The sequence below is a fragment of the Gordonia asplenii genome, assembly GCF_012933505.1.
GTDB classification, from domain to species: Bacteria; Actinomycetota; Actinomycetes; order Mycobacteriales; family Mycobacteriaceae; genus Gordonia; species Gordonia asplenii.
In genome coordinates this window covers 21524-38231 of the sequence record NZ_JABBNB010000045.1, presented here as the reverse complement: position 1 = coordinate 38231, position 16708 = coordinate 21524, and the positions used below count along the sequence as shown (strand labels likewise).

18 protein-coding genes and 4 tRNA genes are annotated in these 16708 nt (G+C 66.0%); 18 read left to right on the top strand and 4 right to left on the bottom strand.

The window, feature by feature from the left end; genetic code table 11:
- Positions 1-212 precede the first annotated feature (212 nt).
- The 3 genes from HH308_RS27420 to HH308_RS27410 form a co-directional block, all read right to left on the bottom strand.
- Positions 213-1028 (bottom strand): FCD domain-containing protein, encoded by an 816-nt coding sequence (locus tag HH308_RS27420; RefSeq protein WP_170197461.1) that lies wholly within the window; start codon positions 1026-1028, stop codon positions 213-215.
- A 61-nt stretch (positions 1029-1089) separates the two neighbouring features.
- On the bottom strand, positions 1090-1683 hold the full coding sequence (locus HH308_RS27415) for a maleylpyruvate isomerase family mycothiol-dependent enzyme (protein ID WP_170197460.1): 594 nt from the start codon (positions 1681-1683) through the stop codon (positions 1090-1092).
- A 37-nt stretch (positions 1684-1720) separates the two neighbouring features.
- A complete protein-coding gene (locus HH308_RS27410; protein WP_312870871.1) occupies positions 1721-2674 on the bottom strand; it encodes an RNA polymerase subunit sigma-70 in 954 nt (317 codons plus the stop codon).
- Between the two features lie 57 nt (positions 2675-2731).
- Between HH308_RS27410 and HH308_RS27405 the strand changes: the two genes are divergently transcribed.
- Both HH308_RS27405 and HH308_RS27400 read left to right on the top strand, forming a co-directional pair.
- Positions 2732-4381, top strand: coding sequence for an N-6 DNA methylase (locus HH308_RS27405; protein WP_170197458.1), 1650 nt, complete (start codon positions 2732-2734; stop codon positions 4379-4381).
- Positions 4382-4384: 3 nt separating this feature from the next.
- On the top strand, positions 4385-5497 hold the full coding sequence (locus HH308_RS27400; RefSeq protein WP_170197457.1) for a hypothetical protein: 1113 nt from the start codon (positions 4385-4387) through the stop codon (positions 5495-5497).
- On the opposite strand, the gene HH308_RS27395 is transcribed toward HH308_RS27400, so the two are convergent.
- Positions 5484-5975, bottom strand: coding sequence for a YajQ family cyclic di-GMP-binding protein (locus tag HH308_RS27395; RefSeq protein WP_170197456.1), 492 nt, complete (start codon positions 5973-5975; stop codon positions 5484-5486). The two genes, HH308_RS27400 and HH308_RS27395, sit on opposite strands and share 14 nt — an antisense overlap.
- 125 nt (positions 5976-6100) lie before the next feature.
- On the opposite strand from HH308_RS27395, the gene HH308_RS27390 reads away from it, so the two are divergent.
- From HH308_RS27390 to HH308_RS27315, 16 genes are all read left to right on the top strand, one after another.
- Positions 6101-6181: transfer RNA gene (locus HH308_RS27390), tRNA-Tyr, on the top strand.
- A 109-nt stretch (positions 6182-6290) separates the two neighbouring features.
- Positions 6291-6363, top strand: a tRNA-Thr gene (locus tag HH308_RS27385).
- Between the two features lie 22 nt (positions 6364-6385).
- A tRNA-Met gene (locus HH308_RS27380) sits at positions 6386-6459 on the top strand.
- Between the two features lie 80 nt (positions 6460-6539).
- On the top strand, positions 6540-6707 hold the full coding sequence (gene rpmG / locus HH308_RS27375; RefSeq protein WP_045823858.1) for a 50S ribosomal protein L33: 168 nt from the start codon (positions 6540-6542) through the stop codon (positions 6705-6707).
- A 144-nt stretch (positions 6708-6851) separates the two neighbouring features.
- Positions 6852-7940: a fused (3R)-hydroxyacyl-ACP dehydratase subunits HadA/HadB gene (locus HH308_RS27370; RefSeq protein WP_170197455.1), complete on the top strand. Its 1089-nt coding sequence runs from the start codon at positions 6852-6854 to the stop codon at positions 7938-7940.
- Positions 7941-8503: 563 nt separating this feature from the next.
- Positions 8504-8576 (top strand) — tRNA-Trp (locus HH308_RS27365).
- A 40-nt stretch (positions 8577-8616) separates the two neighbouring features.
- On the top strand, positions 8617-9030 hold the full coding sequence (secE, locus tag HH308_RS27360; protein WP_170197454.1) for a preprotein translocase subunit SecE: 414 nt from the start codon (positions 8617-8619) through the stop codon (positions 9028-9030).
- A 69-nt stretch (positions 9031-9099) separates the two neighbouring features.
- On the top strand, positions 9100-9987 hold the full coding sequence (gene nusG, locus HH308_RS27355; RefSeq protein ID WP_170197453.1) for a transcription termination/antitermination protein NusG: 888 nt from the start codon (positions 9100-9102) through the stop codon (positions 9985-9987).
- Positions 9988-10086: 99 nt separating this feature from the next.
- The gene (gene rplK, locus HH308_RS27350) at positions 10087-10518 is read left to right on the top strand and encodes a 50S ribosomal protein L11 (protein ID WP_170197452.1); all 432 of its coding nucleotides are present in this window, start codon (positions 10087-10089) and stop codon (positions 10516-10518) included.
- Positions 10519-10637: 119 nt separating this feature from the next.
- On the top strand, positions 10638-11354 hold the full coding sequence (rplA, locus tag HH308_RS27345; RefSeq protein ID WP_170197451.1) for a 50S ribosomal protein L1: 717 nt from the start codon (positions 10638-10640) through the stop codon (positions 11352-11354).
- A gap of 80 nt (positions 11355-11434) precedes the next feature.
- Positions 11435-11773, top strand: coding sequence for an SMI1/KNR4 family protein (locus HH308_RS27340; RefSeq protein ID WP_211188916.1), 339 nt, complete (start codon positions 11435-11437; stop codon positions 11771-11773).
- Positions 11774-11864: 91 nt separating this feature from the next.
- Positions 11865-12404 carry a VOC family protein gene (locus HH308_RS27335; RefSeq protein ID WP_170197450.1) on the top strand — a complete coding sequence of 180 codons (540 nt, stop codon included), beginning with the start codon at positions 11865-11867 and terminating at the stop codon, positions 12402-12404.
- A 12-nt stretch (positions 12405-12416) separates the two neighbouring features.
- Positions 12417-13334, top strand: a complete 918-nt coding sequence (locus tag HH308_RS27330) for an LLM class flavin-dependent oxidoreductase (RefSeq protein ID WP_170197449.1) — start codon at positions 12417-12419, stop codon at positions 13332-13334.
- Positions 13335-13488: 154 nt separating this feature from the next.
- Positions 13489-14313, top strand: a complete 825-nt coding sequence (locus HH308_RS27325) for an SDR family oxidoreductase (RefSeq protein WP_170197448.1) — start codon at positions 13489-13491, stop codon at positions 14311-14313.
- A gap of 150 nt (positions 14314-14463) precedes the next feature.
- A complete protein-coding gene (locus HH308_RS27320) occupies positions 14464-15669 on the top strand; it encodes an acyl-CoA dehydrogenase family protein (RefSeq protein ID WP_170197447.1) in 1206 nt (401 codons plus the stop codon).
- Positions 15666-16706, top strand: coding sequence for a phosphotransferase family protein (locus HH308_RS27315; protein WP_170197446.1), 1041 nt, complete (start codon positions 15666-15668; stop codon positions 16704-16706). The genes HH308_RS27320 and HH308_RS27315 overlap by 4 nt, the downstream gene beginning before the upstream one ends.
- The last annotated feature ends 2 nt before the right edge of the window (positions 16707-16708 follow it).

Below are 16708 nucleotides of genomic sequence, written 5' to 3'. Positions count from 1 at the left end.
CTTCGGGGAGCGGGGGGCGTGTCTTGCTTCGGCACTCGGGGAGCGGGGTGGGTAGGTTGCGACGTTGCCCGGTTGGGTTGTTCGGCTCGGCGGCCCCTCGTTACACCGAAGCTCGTGCCTCGCTTCGGCACTCGGGGAGCGGGGGGCGTGCCTCGCTTCGGCACTCGGGGGACGTGCTTCGCTTCGGCACTCGGCGAACCTCGGCTCGAATGTTATTCGGACCGCAGGATCATCGTCGGGTCTGTCGCGCACAGCGCCGCAACCGCGGCCTCCCGGTCGTGAACCGCCAGTGCCGCAACGAAATCCAGGGTTACGCGCGCGAGACCGGTCAGCTGTATAGTCCGGGCGTCGCCGGACTCGGCGAGATCCACCAGCTGTGCCCGCAGATGAGACGTACCCACGTCCATGATCGACAAATACAGGCTGTCGAGCAGTTGGCTGCGGCCCAGCTGTGCGAACCGCTCGTGCACATTCCACACCGCCCAGATGAAGGCCGCGACGTCGCCGCCGTCGCGGGTCCTCGACACCTCTCGCGCGAGCGCGTCGAGCGCGTCTTGGTCGTCGTCGGTGATCCCGGCGAGCACCTCGTCGACCAGCATCGGCGCGAGCGCGTCACGGATGGCGATCGACTCGCCCAGTGCGGCTGAATCGCTTGCGGCAGAACGGAACCAACTGTTCATCCGCGCGAGCGGCGACGGGTCCGCGACGAACAGTCCGCCACCGGGGCCGGGCCGGGACGTGATGACGCCGCGCGCCTGAGCCAGCTTGATCGCCTCGTTGACGGTCCCCACCGACACGCCGGTGAGCCGACGCAGATCGTCCTTGCTGCCGATCCGATCGCCGGTCGCCAATCCTGCTGCGAGACGGACGATCCGGTTGGCCGCGAGCTCAGCGCGTGAGCCCGCGACCGACACCGTGCCGGGGAGTTCGGAGCGGCCGCGCCAGCCGTCGTGGGTGTAGGCGGGAATGTCCGGCGCGCCGACGTCGGCATTCGACGACGACTGCTCGGGCTGGACGTCCTCGCTCATGACTCCTCGATCTAGTGAAGTGCGTATGCCCGATTGAGCCTACTGCGCCACCTGTGTCGACCTACGACGACGGCACCGGCCGCCGCCCGCCGACGATCAGGGCTATCTCCTTGGCGGGCAGGCCGATCGGCGTTCCCGATCCCACGGTCAAGTCAGTGTCGTTGGCGTGCAACGACTTTCCATTGAGATCGACGCCGAAGTAGGCGAGTTGGCGATTGTCCGGGTCGCCGACGGCCGCGGCGATCCGGTCCGGTGAGGTCGCGGGCAGTCCGAGTGCCTCGGTGATGTCGAGGCCATGCAGCACGTCGTGAGCCAGCGCGCCCTGCTGACCTCCGCGCGGTGGCTTCCACGGATGCTCGACGTTCGCGCGCAGCGACTCCAGCAACTCGGCGTCGGAGAACGCCGCGGTGTCCTTGAGTGCGATCCGATTGCTGAAGGTATTGAAATCGCCTCGGGCCGCGACGATTCCGCGGACCACGCGGAACATCGAATGCCGGTAGGCCAGGGTGATGTGCGCGACGACCTCGCGTACCCGCCAGCCGTCGCAGAGTGAGTCGGTGGCCCACTGCTGGGGAGTGAGGTCGTCGAGGATTGCGACGAGACGGCGTCGTTCGGCAAACGTCTCGGTACGCAGGTCGGCTTCGGAGAGTGTCACAGGGAGTCCTTCACGGTCGGGGATGTGTTGACGTGTCTTATACGTCGCGGGCGACGCGAATTCGTCGCTCGGCCGGAAACTCGGCCGACAGCGCCCCCAGAAATGTGGTCACGTGCACGATTCGCTCGTCCCGGAACTCGAAGGCGACCAGCGAGAACGGTTTCAGCCGTCCCTCGGCGTCGGGCCGATACTGCGCGACGCCGGGCCACCCGTTGACGTCGGTCGGCACCAGTCGGTCGTGTGCGCAGGCGTCGGATCCGGCCATCAGCGACGCTATCGTCGGGCCGCCGCGCAGCCACCAGGCGAGCGGTGGCATCGACGTCGTCGCATCCTCGTGCAGAACATCGATCAGGCCGTCGACGTCGTGCGCCTCGAACGCAGCGATGTAGCGCTCGACGAGGTCGTGGGCGACGACGTCGGGCGTCGACGCCGCCGGCTCTGCCGCGGCCAACTGCGCGCGGGCCCGCGCCAGGGCGCTGTGTGCGGCCGACGGGGTGATGCCGAGGATCTCGGCTGTCTCAGCCGCGCTGAACCCGAGCACGTCGCGCAGGATCAACGCGGAACGCTGCGGCGGCGTCAGATACTGGATTGCCGCGACGAACGCCAGCCGAATGGATTCACGTTCGACGACCCGTGCCGCTGGGTCCGAGGCGACGAGCACCCGGTGGTCGGGCATCGGATCCAACCAGGTCCCGGGGCGTCGGGGCGCACCGACGACTCCGGGTTCACCGAGTTCACTCACATCCATCGGCGCCGCCCGACGGCCGGCTCCACGCAGCAGGTCGACGCACACGTTGTGCGCGATGCGGTGCACCCAGGTGGTGAGGCGGGCGCGGTCGGGATCGTAGGTGTCGAACTTCGCGACGGCCCGCGCAAGTGTCTCCTGCACCGCGTCGTCGGTCTCCGTCGCGCCGCCTAGCATGCGATAGCAATATCCGGTCAGCGGACCGCGCAGCGGGTCCAGATCGGCGAGCGACGCAGTGGGTGCCACGAGTGTCAAGGCTACGCGTGGGCGGGAATGTCGTAGGGGTGCGGCACAATGATCGGCATGCTTCCGGGAGACTCAACTGCGCATCGCAAGGCTCGGGGCGCGTTCTACACGCCGCCCGCGGTCGCCCGGTTCATCGTCGAATGGGCGGTGCGCTGCGCCGATGATTCGGTGTTGGAGCCCTCCTGCGGTGAGGCTGTCTTCCTGCATGCGTGCGCCGACGTCGACGGATTCCGCGGAACACTCAAAGGTATTGAACTGCACCGTGATTCAGCCCGCCATGCGCAGCGGCAACTGCGCGCGGCGGGGGTGCGGGCCAGCGTCGAGACCGCAGACTTCTTCCTGCGCGAACCGAGCGCTCAGTACGACGCCGTCGTCGGGAACCCGCCCTATGTGCGCTACCAATCGTTCACCGGCGAGGCGCGCCGCCGCTCGCGCGCCGCGGCGCTGCGCGCGGGTGTCAACCTCACCGGACTGGCGTCGTCGTGGGCGGCGTTCGTCATCCACTCGGCGTTGCACCTGCGCGACGGCGGTCGGTTGGGCCTGGTGCTCCCCGCCGAACTGCTGACCGTCAACTACGCCGCGGCGGTGCGCCGGTTCCTGATGGACCACTTCTCCTCGGTGGGCCTGGTGCTGTTCTCCGAGCGCGTCTTCGCGGGAGTTCAGGAGGAGGTCGTCCTGTTGCTCGCCGACGGCTTCCGCAGCGACGGCGGAGACGGGACCGACCACTGCGAAGTCTATCAACTCGCCGATGCCGCCGACCTCGCCACCGTGTCGATCGCCGGTCACGGGCAGCCGCAGAGGTGGGTCCCGGCGTCGAAGAGCGCGAAATGGTCGGGGTCGATGCTGTCGACGTCGGGGGCGTCGGCGTTTGAAACTATCACGGGCACAACGAGTTTCGCGACGCTGGCTGACTGGGGGAGGACCAAACTCGGCATGGTCACCGGCAACAACACCTTTTTTGCGCTCTCGCCGGAGCGCGTCGTCGAACTCGGTCTGGTCGACTCCGACGTGATCGCGCTGTCGCCACCCGGCTCCCGGCATCTGCGCGGGCTCACGCTCACCGGCGCGAATCTGGCAGCGCTTGGCGCCCAGGGGCAGGCGACCTGGCTGTTCCGGCCCGACGGCCCGCCGTCGCCCGCGGCGCGCCGCTACATCGCGGCGGGTGAGGCGACCGGCGTCAACACCGCATACAAATGCCGTGTCCGCGACCCGTGGTGGCGAGTGCCGCATCTCGCGCCGCCGGATCTGTTCCTGACGTACATGAACGCCGACACCCCGCGACTGTGCACCAACCGGCACCGGGTGCATCACTTGAACTCGGTACACGGCGTCTACGCCGACGCCGGAGTGCGCCGCGACGCGATGGATCTGCTGCCGCTCGCGTCGCTCAACTCGGTCACCCTGTTGGGCGCCGAGACCATCGGTCGCGCGTACGGGGGAGGGCTGCTCAAAGTCGAACCGTCGGAGGCCGCGCAGTTGCCGATGCCCGCGCCCGAGTTGGTGGCGGCGCATCGACGCGAACTCAGTTCGGTGCGAACCGAGGTCCGTCGTGCGCTGCGGTCGCGCGCACTGACCGACGCGGTCGCTATTGTCGACGCCGTGCTTCTCACCGATGCCTTGAATCTCGACTCCGACGCCCTCGACGCGTTGCGCGCCGACCAGCGACATCTCTCCGGGCGTCGCGCCGCGCGTTCCAAGGGGATCTAGCGAGTGGCCGGAAAGCACACCGCCGCACCGAAACTCAGCGCCAAGGCGCAGGCGTGGCCGCTGTTCGACGCGCTGGTCGAGCGCGCGCCTCTACGTGACACCAACCCCTGGGTCGCCGTCGAGGGGCGCCGAGAACCCGACTACACGCCAGACTTCGACACCCTCACACAGCTGCTCGCCGTGCCGCTCGCGCTCGAAGCCGCAAGTCAGTCGGGTGTGCCGGCGCTGGCCATCGACGTCTGGGTCGCCTACGAACTGCGCCGCGCAGGCCTCGACGCCGATGCCGTGTGGCCGCGCGCCTCACCGCCCCGCGTCGTCGACCGCGATGTCCTGAAGTTCATTCGTTCGATGCCCGTCAAGGAGCAACAACCCCTGCTGGAGCGGCTCACCAAAGGAAACGGGGGCAACGGTGTGGCGGCGGCGTCGGCGAACATCCTCGGCAAGAACTACCTCAAGCAGGTCGACGTGCTGATGACCTCCTGGCAGGCGGGGCCGGAGCTGTTGATCTCCACGAAACGGATGGACTCGTCGTTCGGCAAGAACGCGGCCAACCGCGTCGAGGAGTCCTATGGAGACGCCAAGAACCTCGCCCTGCGGCATCCACTGGCCGCGCTCGGCTTCATGTTCGGCATCCGCTCCACCGCCTATACCGAAGAGCGCGCCCAGTTCGACTGGCTCGCCGACCTGCTCGTCAAACTCGGCCGAGAAGAAGACGCCTACGACGCGTGCTCGCTGATCGTCCCGGAATTCGACGCCGCGGCACCCGTCGACGACGCCGGACCCGACGCCGTCATCCTCGACCCCGACGACGTCGAGACCGAAGAAGACGTGCGCCACCCGGACGACGACGTGCCCGACGGCGAGGTCGCGCTGTTCGACCTCGCCGAATTCGGCACCGCACCCGACCCCGCCGAAGCCCGACGCAGCGTCGCGCGCTCCGACGTCGACCGACGGCTCGTCACACTGCCGAAGGTGACCCTGCGCCACGACCTGGTGCCCGACGAGCTGTCGCCGGCCCGATTCTTCGCGGTGATGATGCGCGTGCTGCTCGACAATTCGACGGTCGCGCACCACCGCCGGGCGCGGGAATTGCGGGCGAACCCTACCGGTAGTTGACGAACTGGAGTGCGACGTCGAGGTCGGAGCCTTTGAGCAGCGAGATGACCGCCTGCAGGTCGTCGCGCTTCTTACTGGACACGCGCAGCTCGTCGCCCTGAATCTGCGCCTTGACGCCCTTGGGTCCCTCGTCGCGGATGATCTTGGAGATCTTCTTGGCGTTGGCGGAGTCGATGCCCTCCTTGAGCGTGCCGGTGATCTTGTAGGTCTTGCCCGACGCCGCGACCTCGCCCGCCTCGAACGCCTTGAGCGAGATGTCGCGGCGGATCAGCTTCTCCTTGAATACCTCCAGGCCCGCCTGCGCGCGTTCCTCGGCGTCGGACGTGATGATGATCGCTTCTTCGCCGGACCAGGCGATGGTGGTGTTGGTTCCGCGGAAGTCGTAGCGCTGCGAGAGTTCCTTCGCCGCTTGGTTCAGTGCGTTGTCGACCTCCTGGCGGTCGAGCTTGCTCACGACGTCAAATGATGAATCAGCCATGTACACAGGGTATCGGGTACCGAATTCAGGGCGCTGAGCAGCCAGTTTGCGTAAGCCCCCACATGCCGTTGTATTCTTTTCCGCGTTGTCGTTCACAAGTGCGGAGCACCTAAGAACGCTGACACGGCAGGTTGCCCGAGCGGCCAATGGGAGCGGATTGTAAATCCGTCGCGTAAGCTACATAGGTTCGAATCCTATACCTGCCACACCGAGGAAAACGGCGCTGACGTCGGGATTTGGATCCTGGCCGAGACACTGTGTAACCTCGACAAGGTTCTTGAGCCGCCTCCGATGCATCGGAGGCGACACAAGCACGCCCCCTTAGCTCAGTCGGCAGAGCGTTTCCATGGTAAGGAAAAGGTCGACGGTTCGATTCCGTCAGGGGGCTCGCTGGACGCCAGTGTCCGCATGGCGGTGTAGCTCAGCTGGTTAGAGCGCACGACTCATAATCGTGAGGTCGGGGGATCGAGTCCCCCCACCGCTACAAACCGACCTCCCTGGGGCCCAACCGCCACGGCCAGGCTCCAGACTCCGCAAACGTACCACCCGAAAGAAGGCAGCGAAGTGGCCTCCTCAACTGATGTTCGCCCCAAGATCACCTTGGCGTGCGAGGTGTGCAAGCACCGCAACTACATCACCAAGAAGAACCGCCGCAACGATCCCGATCGTCTCGAGATCAAGAAGTTCTGCCCGAACTGCGGCAAGCACCAGGGCCACAAGGAATCGCGCTAGCGAAACCTGAAACAGCGGACACCGGGTTCGGTGTCCGCTTGTTTGCATTCAACCCCCATTTCACTTCACTACTAGTGCGCCACCCCAGCTTCACCGGCCCGATTCAGCCCTCGCCGACACGGTGGCCGGAAGGTTAGGTGTTCTGTGCTAGGACCGCAGACCGGTACTCCGTCTGAATTGATTCCGCAGCTGCGCGAGGACGCGACTCCCGACGAGGTCGCCGAGCACACCGCGGCCCTGGTCGGATACCACTACACCGTCGACGACTACTACGAGATCGGCCGCGAAGAAGTCCGCAAGCACGCTCTGGCCGTGCAGGACGCGCACCCGGTGCACTGGAGCGAGAAGGCCGCACTGGCCAACGGCCACCGCGGCCTGGTCGCGGCGCCCACCTACATCGGTGTTCTCGGCATCGTGGCGCAGCGCAAGCTCTTCGAAGAGGTCGTCACCGGCTACGACCTGTGGCAGATCATGCAGACCGATCAGCGTCTGGTCTACCACCAGCCGATGGTCGTGGGCGACCGACTGGTCTGCGACGTCTCACTAGATTCCTTCCGGCACGTCACCAGCCCGGAAACGATCGACCTCATGGTCACCAAGAACGTCATCTGGAACCAGCGCGACGAACCGGTGATGACCACCTGGACCTCGCTCGTCGCCCGGGCCGGACTCGAAGTGGATCCCGCACTGGCCGAATCGCTCGACCACGTGATGATGAAGTTCCCCGAGATCGGTCAGGTCGACAAGACCGTCGAACGCGAAGGCGGCCGGTACAACCTGCCCGACCCCACCGAGACGCCCGACCCCTACGGCGCGATCGACTTCGACACCCTGTCCGTCGGCCAGGAACTCCCGCCAACGCAATTCCTGCTCACCCGCGGCAACCTCGCCAACTACGCCGGCGTCGCCGCGGACCCCAACCCGATCCACTTCTCCGACGAGGTGGTCAAGGCCGCAGGCCTCGACGGCGTCGTCGCGCACGGCATGCAGACCATGGGTCTCGGCGCGGCCTTCGTCTCCGAGTTCATCGGTGACCCGGGCGCCTTCTGTGAATACAACGTGCGCTTCACCTCGCCGGTCTACGTCCCCGCCGACGACAGCGTCGCCGTCGAGTTCACCGGAAAGATCAAGTCCCTCGACCCCGAGACCCGACGCGGCACCATCGCGATCGTGGCCCGTGCCGGCGGAAAGAAGATCTTCGGGCGGGCGATAGTGGTCGCGCAGTTTAATTAGGATGTTCCGCCGCTGACAGGCTGCGCTGTTCCTTCGCCTTCCCTCCTCGTTCGCTGCGATTTTCCGGCGTCGTGTGCTGGTTTGTGTAGTGGGTAGGGCCGGAAAATCGCGGCTCGCTCGTCAGTCCAGGCGAAGCGCGCAGCCTGTCACCGGCAGAACATCGCGGCTGGCTCGGGGTTGCGTCGAGGCCGTCGGTGCGGCTGGAAGATCGTGGCTTGCTCGTCGGTCCAGGCGAAGCGCGCGGCCTGTCACCGGCAGAACATCGGTAGGGTTCGGGGTTGCGTTGAGGCCGTCGGTGCGGCTGGAAGATCGTGGCTTGCTCGTCGGTCCAGGCGAAGCGCGCAGCCTGTCACCGGCAGAACATCGGTAGGGTTCGGGGTGCGTACACAACCACTGGCGGCAGAACATCGCGGTGAGCACGCGATTGGCAATTGCACCGCGATATGTTCTACACTCAAGTGTCTGTGGTTTACGTCAGACTTGCGCGCTGCCCCCAAGGGTAGCGCGTTGGTTTTGTAAGGGTAAATTTCACAGAGGTCGTCGGAGGAAAGACTGACGACCAGAGGGGCGTAGCTCAACTGGCAGAGCAGCGGTCTCCAAAACCGCAGGTTGCAGGTTCAAGTCCTGTCGCCCCTGCCCTGGAATTAGGGCAAACGTTGATGAGAGGACTCGAAGGTTGATCAAGCGTGATCGAGCCGCCCGGGCCAAGGATGCCGGGGAGGCGGCCACGGCCGACAAGGTCGACTTGAACAAAGTCGACGAGCTCGATTCGGTGGCCGAACTCGACGACGACGCCGATGCGACGGTTCGCCCTTCGGGTAAGCGCAAGCGTGGATCGACCGGCACGGCCGTCGCTGACAAGCCGTCGAAGTCCAAGTCCGCGACACCGGACCGTCCTCGCAATCCGTTTGCCGCGATCTGGCTGTTCTTGCAGCAGGTCGTCGCTGAGCTGAAGAAGGTCATCTGGCCGACGCGCCGCGACACGATCGTCTACACGATCGTCGTATTGGTATTCGTGGTGGTGGTGACCGCAGCCGTCGCGGGCCTCGACATCGGATTCGCCCGCCTGGTGCTGCTGGTATTCGGATAGCCCAGCTCCCCTCGCTCGCGCGTGCCGCGGCGGGAACAGACAACAGTAGAACCTAAGGAGTGTGGGGCAGTGAGCACCGCAGACAACGAGATCGATTCGGCGCAGGACACCTCGGTGACTGATCCGACCACAGCGGCGGACGACATCGACGTCACCGACGCTGAGTCCGCCGACGATGCTGCGGTTGTTGACGTCGAAGACGAAGACGACGCACTCGGCGATTCCGACGACGAGGCCGATGAGATCGACGACGCCGCGGCCGATTCCGACGACGACGAAGCGGAGCACGACGAGGACGCGGCCGAGGCGCCCGTCGTCGAAGAGCCCGAGGAAGAACTCGATCCCGCCGAGAAGATGCGCCGGGAACTGCGTCGAGCTCCCGGCGACTGGTATGTCATCCACTCCTACGCCGGGTACGAGAACAAGGTGAAGGCCAACCTCGAAACCCGTGTGCAGAACCTCGACGTCGGTGACTACATCTTCCAGGTGGAAGTGCCGACCGAAGAGGTCACCGAGATCAAGAACGGCCAGCCCAAGAAGGTCAACCGCAAGGTGCTGCCCGGCTACATTCTGGTGCGCATGGACCTCAACGACGAATCGTGGGGCACCGTCCGCAACACCCCCGGTGTGACCGGATTCGTCGGCCTCACCTCGCGCCCGTCGCCGCTGACGATGGACGAGGTGCTGAAGTTCCTCCTGCCGCGTGTAGAGGCGAAGAAGCCGGCCGCCAAGGGCGCCGAGCAGACCGTCGAGGCGGCAGCCGCCGCGGCGACCGCGATCGTCGAGGTCGACTTCGAGGTCGGCGAGTCGGTCACCGTCATGGACGGCCCGTTCGCCACGCTCCCGGCGTCGATCAGCGAAGTCAACGCCGAGCAGCGCAAGGTCAAGGTGCTGGTGTCGATCTTCGGTCGCGAGACTCCGGTCGAGTTGAACTTCAACCAGGTGGAGAAGATCTGACGCTTCGCGCGTCGGCGATATTGAGACTTTCGTGTCTCCAGCGGGCACGAAACTGGGGCCTCACCGCCCCGAACACAAGAAACATCAAAGGAACTAGAGATGCCTCCCAAGAAGAAGAAGCTCGCCGGGATCATCAAGCTCCAGATCAACGCAGGCGCGGCCAACCCCGCGCCGCCCGTGGGTCCGGCGCTTGGTCAGCACGGCGTGAACATCATGGAATTCTGCAAGGCGTACAACGCTGCGACGGAATCCCAGCGCGGCAACGTCATCCCGGTGGAGATCTTCGTTTACGAAGACCGCTCCTTCGACTTCAAGTTGAAGACCCCGCCGGCTGCCAAACTCCTCCTCAAGGCCGCAGGCCTGCAGAAGGGTTCGGGCGTCCCGCACACCCAGAAGGTCGGCAAGGTGACCATGGACCAGGTCCGCGAAATCGCGAAGACCAAGGCCGAGGACCTCAACGCCAACGATCTCGACCAGGCGGCGAAGATCATCGCCGGTACCGCCCGCTCGATGGGCATCGACGTCGAGTGAGCTTGCGATCTCGCGCATATCGCGTCGAGTGAGTTAGCGCACGCTGACCGCTACGTGGGAGGGCCGGCTCGGCCCACAAACCACTAACCCGAAAGACTTTACGGAGAAAGAACAGAGCTATGGCACAACGTAGTAAGGCGTACCGCGAGGCCGCGGAAAAGGTCGACAAGTCCAAGCTGTACAGCCCGCTGGAGGCTGCAAAGCTGGCCAAGGACACCTCGTCGAAGAACGCTGACTCCACCGTTGAGGTCGCGATCCGACTCGGCGTCGACCCCCGCAAGGCCGACCAGATGGTCCGCGGCACCGTCAACCTGCCGCACGGCACCGGTAAGACCGCCCGCGTCATCGTGTTCGCCGTCGGCGACAAGGCCACCGAGGCCGCCGCAGCCGGAGCCGACGAGGTCGGCGCCGAGGATCTGATCGAAAAGATCCAGGGCGGCTGGCTGGACTTCGACGCCGCGATCGCGACGCCGGACCAGATGGCCAAGGTCGGCCGCATCGCCCGCGTGCTCGGCCCGCGTGGTCTGATGCCGAACCCCAAGACCGGCACCGTCACCCCCGACGTCACCAAGGCGATCACCGACATCAAGGGCGGCAAGATCAACTTCCGCGTCGACAAGGCTGCCAACCTGCATTTCGTCATCGGCAAAGCATCGTTCGACGCTGCCAAGCTGGCCGAGAACTACGGCGCCGCGTTCGACGAGATCATGCGTGCGAAGCCGTCGGCCGCCAAGGGCCGCTACATCAAGAAGGTCACCGTGTCGACCACGACCGGCCCCGGCATCCCGGTTGATCCCGCGGTGATCCGCAACTTCGCCGAGGAGCCGCAGGCGTAAGCCTCCGTTTCCTCGCATCAGTTCGGGCCCGACGCCGTATACGGCGTCGGGCCCGAATTTTGTTGTGTCACACTGATTTCGTGACGCGGCGTACTGACGCATTCGACGACTTCGACTTCACTGGATTCTGGGACGAATCCAGATACGCGATGACTTCCTATACCGAACCGGCGCCGAGTGATGAACTCGTCGCCGACGTCGAGGCCGAACTCGGCTTCCGATTGCCCGACGCGTACGTCGAGCTTGCGCGGCGTCGAAACGGCGGGCCGCTGCGGCGCAATTGCTTTCTGGTCGAAGGCACCGGGTGGTCGGAGGGGTTCGTGATGGTCATGATCAGTTCATGCTCGACTACCGGGAGTGCGGGCCGCGGGGTGAGCCCGGCGTCGTGCATGTCGATCAGGAACGCGGGTATCGCGTGACGCCGCTGGCGCCGAGTTTTGAAGCATTCGTCTGGGAGCTGATCAGCGAAGACGAGGTCGACGACGACTGTTGATGTTCTACCGTTGAGCCATGACGAAATCATCGGGACCCGCCGTCGTCGAGTCCACTCGGGAGCCCATCGACTACGACAAGCTAGCCGCCCGCCGAGCGGAGATCGCTGCGGAGTACCTGAAACCCGTTGGGCCGCAACGCACTCCTAGCACCGCCCGAGGTATTCATCATGTCGCGCTGTTGTCGTCCGATGTCGAGACGACTGTCAAGTTCTACGCCGAGCTACTCGGTTTCCCGCTCGTCGAGGTGATCGAGAACCGCGACTACCGCGGGTCGACCCACTTCTTCTTCGACGTCGGGAATGAGAACCTGCTAGCGTTCTTCGACCTTCCCGGTCTCGACCTGAAGGCGTACCGCGAGGTGCTCGGAGGGCTGCACCACCTGGCGATCAGCATTTCACCGCGCAAGTGGGCCGCCGCCAAACAGCGGCTCGACGACGCCGGCGTCGGCTACGAGATTCACTCGGAGGTGTCGGTGTACTTTGCCGACCCGGACGGCGTGCGGCTCGAACTCATCGCCGACCCGCTCGGCGAAATGTACGGCGACGACATTCTATAGGTGGGAAAAGCCATGGCGGACAGTGCAATTCGAATCGGTGTCTCGGTCCGGACGGGTTTGGCCCCGGGAGATCCGCGGGTCGGCCTCGCCCAGCTGATCGATCGGGTGCGTGCATCACGCGACGTCGGGTTGACCGGTCTGTACTTGGGTGACCATCATTCGCAGGCTCCCAACCCATACTTCCAGAACGTTCCCACGCTGGCGCGCCTCGCGGCCGAGTGGCCGGCCGCCGACCTGGGCGCGCTGTTCCTTGTGCCCCTGTGGAATCCGGTGCTGCTCGCCGAACAGGTCGGGGTACTCGCGTCGATGACGTCGGGCCGGTTCACGCTGCAATTCGCCGTCGGCGCGGGGGAGGGGCAGTTCGCGGCGATGGGCAAGTCGTTGGAGACGCGGCGTCGAGACATCGAGACGTCGACCGACATCGTGCGGCGGCTGCTCGCGGGTGAGACGGTGACCGTCGACGGCGTCACCAACGGCGCGGCCATCTCGCCGATACCACCTGAGCCCGTTGGCATCTGGATGGCCGGGCACGCCGACGCCGTGCTGCGTCGAGGTGCCGCCGCCGACGGCTGGATGGCCGGCCCCGGGGCGTCCGACGTCGAGCTGGCGCGCATGGTCGCGACGTACCGGCAGGCATGCGCCGAGCAGGGGCGGCCGGAGGGGCGCGTGGTACTTCGCCGCGATGTACACGTCGGCGCCGACGACGCCGACGCCGAACGGGTCGCCGACCCGATCCTGACCGTCGGGTACCGGGGCTTCGACCCGGCGGTGACCGTCGTCGGCGGGCCGGCGCGGGTGGCGCAGCGGTTCGCCGACTATCGCGAGATGGGGTTCACCGATGTCCTGATCCGGCACCTGGCAGGCGATCAAGCCGAGGTGCTGGAGTCGACGGCGAAGTTCGCCAAAGTGCGGGAGTTGCTGGGCGAGTAGACGTCCGAAAATTCGCCTCGTCCACTCGCATCCACCTCGTGATTTGACGAGGTGACTGCGAGGGAACCAGGTGGATTTTCGCGAAGGACTCGAAGTTGAAGCCGGTTTCAAGTACAGTCCTCTTCGTACGCAACGACTGGCGAAGGGGCGAGTAGTGGATGTAGCAGGCAAAGTTGCCATTGTGACCGGTGGAGCGGGCGGAATCGGCGCGGCGATCGCGCGACGCCTGGTGGCCGCCGACGCCAAGGTGCTGATCGTCGATCTGGACGCCGACCGCGTCGCCGCGACCGCCGAGGAGATCAACGCCGCCCATCCCGGGACCGTGGCGTCGGCCGGCGGCGATGCGTCCGACTCGGCCACCATCGCCGAGTGGATCGCCCAGGCGGAGAGCACTTTCGGTCCTGTTGCCCTGTACTTCGCGAACGCGGGCATCGGGGGCGCGCCGGGCCTCGACCTCTCCGACGAGCAGTGGGATCAGGTCATCGACATCAACCTCCTCGCGCATGTCCGCGCCGCCCGCGCGCTGGTGCCTGCCTGGGAGGAACGCGGCGAAGGCTACTTCGTCTCCACCGCGTCGGCCGCGGGACTGCTGACGCAGATCGGGTCGGCCGGTTACTCGGTGACCAAGCATGCCGCCGTCGGCTTCGCCGAATGGATGTCGATCACATACGGCGACAAAGGGATTCGTACCAGCTGCCTGTGCCCGATGGGTGTCGACACCAAGCTCCTGCACCCCGACGAAGGCGCCGAAGACGCCATCGGCAAGCTCATGCAGAGTGCCGTCGAAACCGCGGGTCGGGTACTCACCCCCGAGCAGGTCGCCGACGACGTGCTCGCCGCCATCGCCGACGAACGCTTCCTGATCCTGCCGCACCCCGAGGTGCTCGACATGTACCGGCACAAAGGCGCCGACTACGACCGCTGGCTATCCGGCATGCGTCGCTACCAGAAGAGCCTGCTCGACGCCGTCAACGGCTGACGCACGGCCCGGCGTCGAGCACATACCCCTCGTTACACCGAAGCTCGTGCCTCGTTTCGACACTCGGGCAGCGAGGTTGGCGCCGCACTTTGCCGACGGCGTCGACGATCACCGACTTTCAATCAAACCCCAACCCCCACAGGAGGATCCGTGACAATTCCAGAGTTTTCCGACCGGAGCAAGGCCTATCGCGAAGACCTGCTCGACTTCATGGACTCCCATGTCTACCCGGCCGAGAAGGTCTACGAGGAGCAGATGCGCGAGTCGGGCAACCCCCACTTCCACCCGCCGATCCTCGAGGAGCTCAAGGCCGAAGCGAAGAGCCGCGGACTGTGGAATCTCTTCCACCCGCACCCCGATTGGGGTCCGGGCCTGTCGAACCTCGACTACGCGCCGCTCGCCGAGATCATGGGCCGCAGCGAACTGGGGCCGGAGGCGTGCAACTGTAACGCCCCCGACACCGGGAACATGGAGGTGCTGCAGCTCTTCGGCTCCGACGAGCACAAGGAGCTCTACCTCAAGCCACTGCTCGCCGGCGAGATCGCGTCGGCGTTCGCGATGACCGAACCCGCCGTGGCGAGCTCGGACGCGTCGAACATCGAACTGCGCATGGTGCGCGACGGTGACAGCTATATCCTCAACGGCCGCAAGTGGTTTGCCTCGAACGCGATGCATCAGAACTGCAAGGTCCTGATCGTCATGGGCAAGACCGATCCCGAGGCGTCGGCGCATCGCCAGCAGTCGATGATGGTGGTCCCGATCGATGCTCCGGGCGTCACCGTGGTCCGTAACCTGCCGGTGTTCGGTTATCAGGACCGGGAGGGCCACGCCGAGATCACCTTCGAAGACGTGCGCGTCCCCGCCAAGGACGTCCTCAAGGGCGAGGGCGAGGGCTTCGCCATCGCGCAGGCCCGCCTCGGGCCGGGCCGCATCCACCACTGCATGCGCACCATCGGAATGGCCGAGCGCGCACTGGAACTCATGTGCAAGCGCGCCACCGAGCGCGTCACCTTCGGTCAGCCGCTCGCGACGCGCGGCAACATCCAGGACTGGATCGCCGAGGCACGCATCGAGATCGAGATGGTCCGGCTACTCTGCCTCAAGGCCGCCCACATGATGGACACGGTCGGAAACCGGGAAGCCGCAACGGAAATCGCGGCCATCAAGGTCGCCGCTCCGGAGATGGCGCTGAAGATCCTCGACCGCGCGATCCAGGTCCATGGTGGCGGCGGTGTCACCGACGACTTCCCGCTCGCCTCCGCCTACGCGCACATCCGCACGCTGCGGCTGGCCGACGGACCCGACGAGGTGCACAAGCGGACCATCGCCCGACGCGAACTGCGGGCGCACGCATGACCGGAGCCGCCGGCGATCTGTCCATCCCCGACGTCGACTCCGCCGGCCTGCTCAATTGGCTTGGCGGACAAGGAGTTCACTTCACCGGGCCGGTGACCGCAACCCGCGTCGGACAGGGTCAGTCGAACCTGACGTATCGGCTGGCCGGCGAAAGCGGGCCCAGCCTGGTGCTCCGGCGCCCACCGCAGGGCCACCTGTTGGCGTCCGCGCACGACGTCGTGCGGGAGGCGCGGATCATGTCCGCGCTCGGCCCGTCGGCCGTTCCGGTACCGACGATCATCGGCGTGTGCGACGACGCCGACGTCGCCCCGGTGCCGCTGGTCCTGATGGAGAACGTCGACGGGAAAGTGCTCAACGACGTTGCGGCCGTTGAGGAATTGCCCGAGGCGCAGCGCCACGACGTCGGCGTCAACATGGTCACGGCACTGGTTGCGATCCACGACGTGAACCTCGACGACGCGGGACTGTCGGATCTGGCGAGCCACAAACCGTATGCCCAGCGGCAGCTCAAGCGGTGGTCGGCTCAGTGGGAGGCGTCGAAGACCCGCGAACTCCCGGCGCTGGATGACCTGACCGCCCGGCTGGGCGCGAATATTCCTGAGCACCAATCGATTTCGCTGGTCCACGGCGACTTCCACATCCGCAACGTGATCATCGGCGACGACGCCGAGATCCGGGCGGTGCTCGACTGGGAACTGTCCACGCTGGGTGATCCGCTCGCCGACATGGGCAGTGTGCTGGCCTACTGGGTGGAGCCGGGGGAGACGGCCATCGGTACGGCCGAGGTCATGCCCGCCGGCCTTCCGACCCGCGCGGAACTGTCGAAGCGCTACCTCGACGCCACCGGGCGCTCGCCGGAGTCGTTGCTCTACTGGCACTGCCTGGGATTGTGGAAGATCGCAATCATCGCCGAGGGCATCGTGCGGCGGGTCACCGACGTCGCCGCCAACGCGGCCGCGGCCGGCGTCCCGACGTCGAGTCTGGTCGACGGCCTCGTCGAACGTGCGCGCGACGTCGCCGCCGAGGCAGGCTGGTAGGT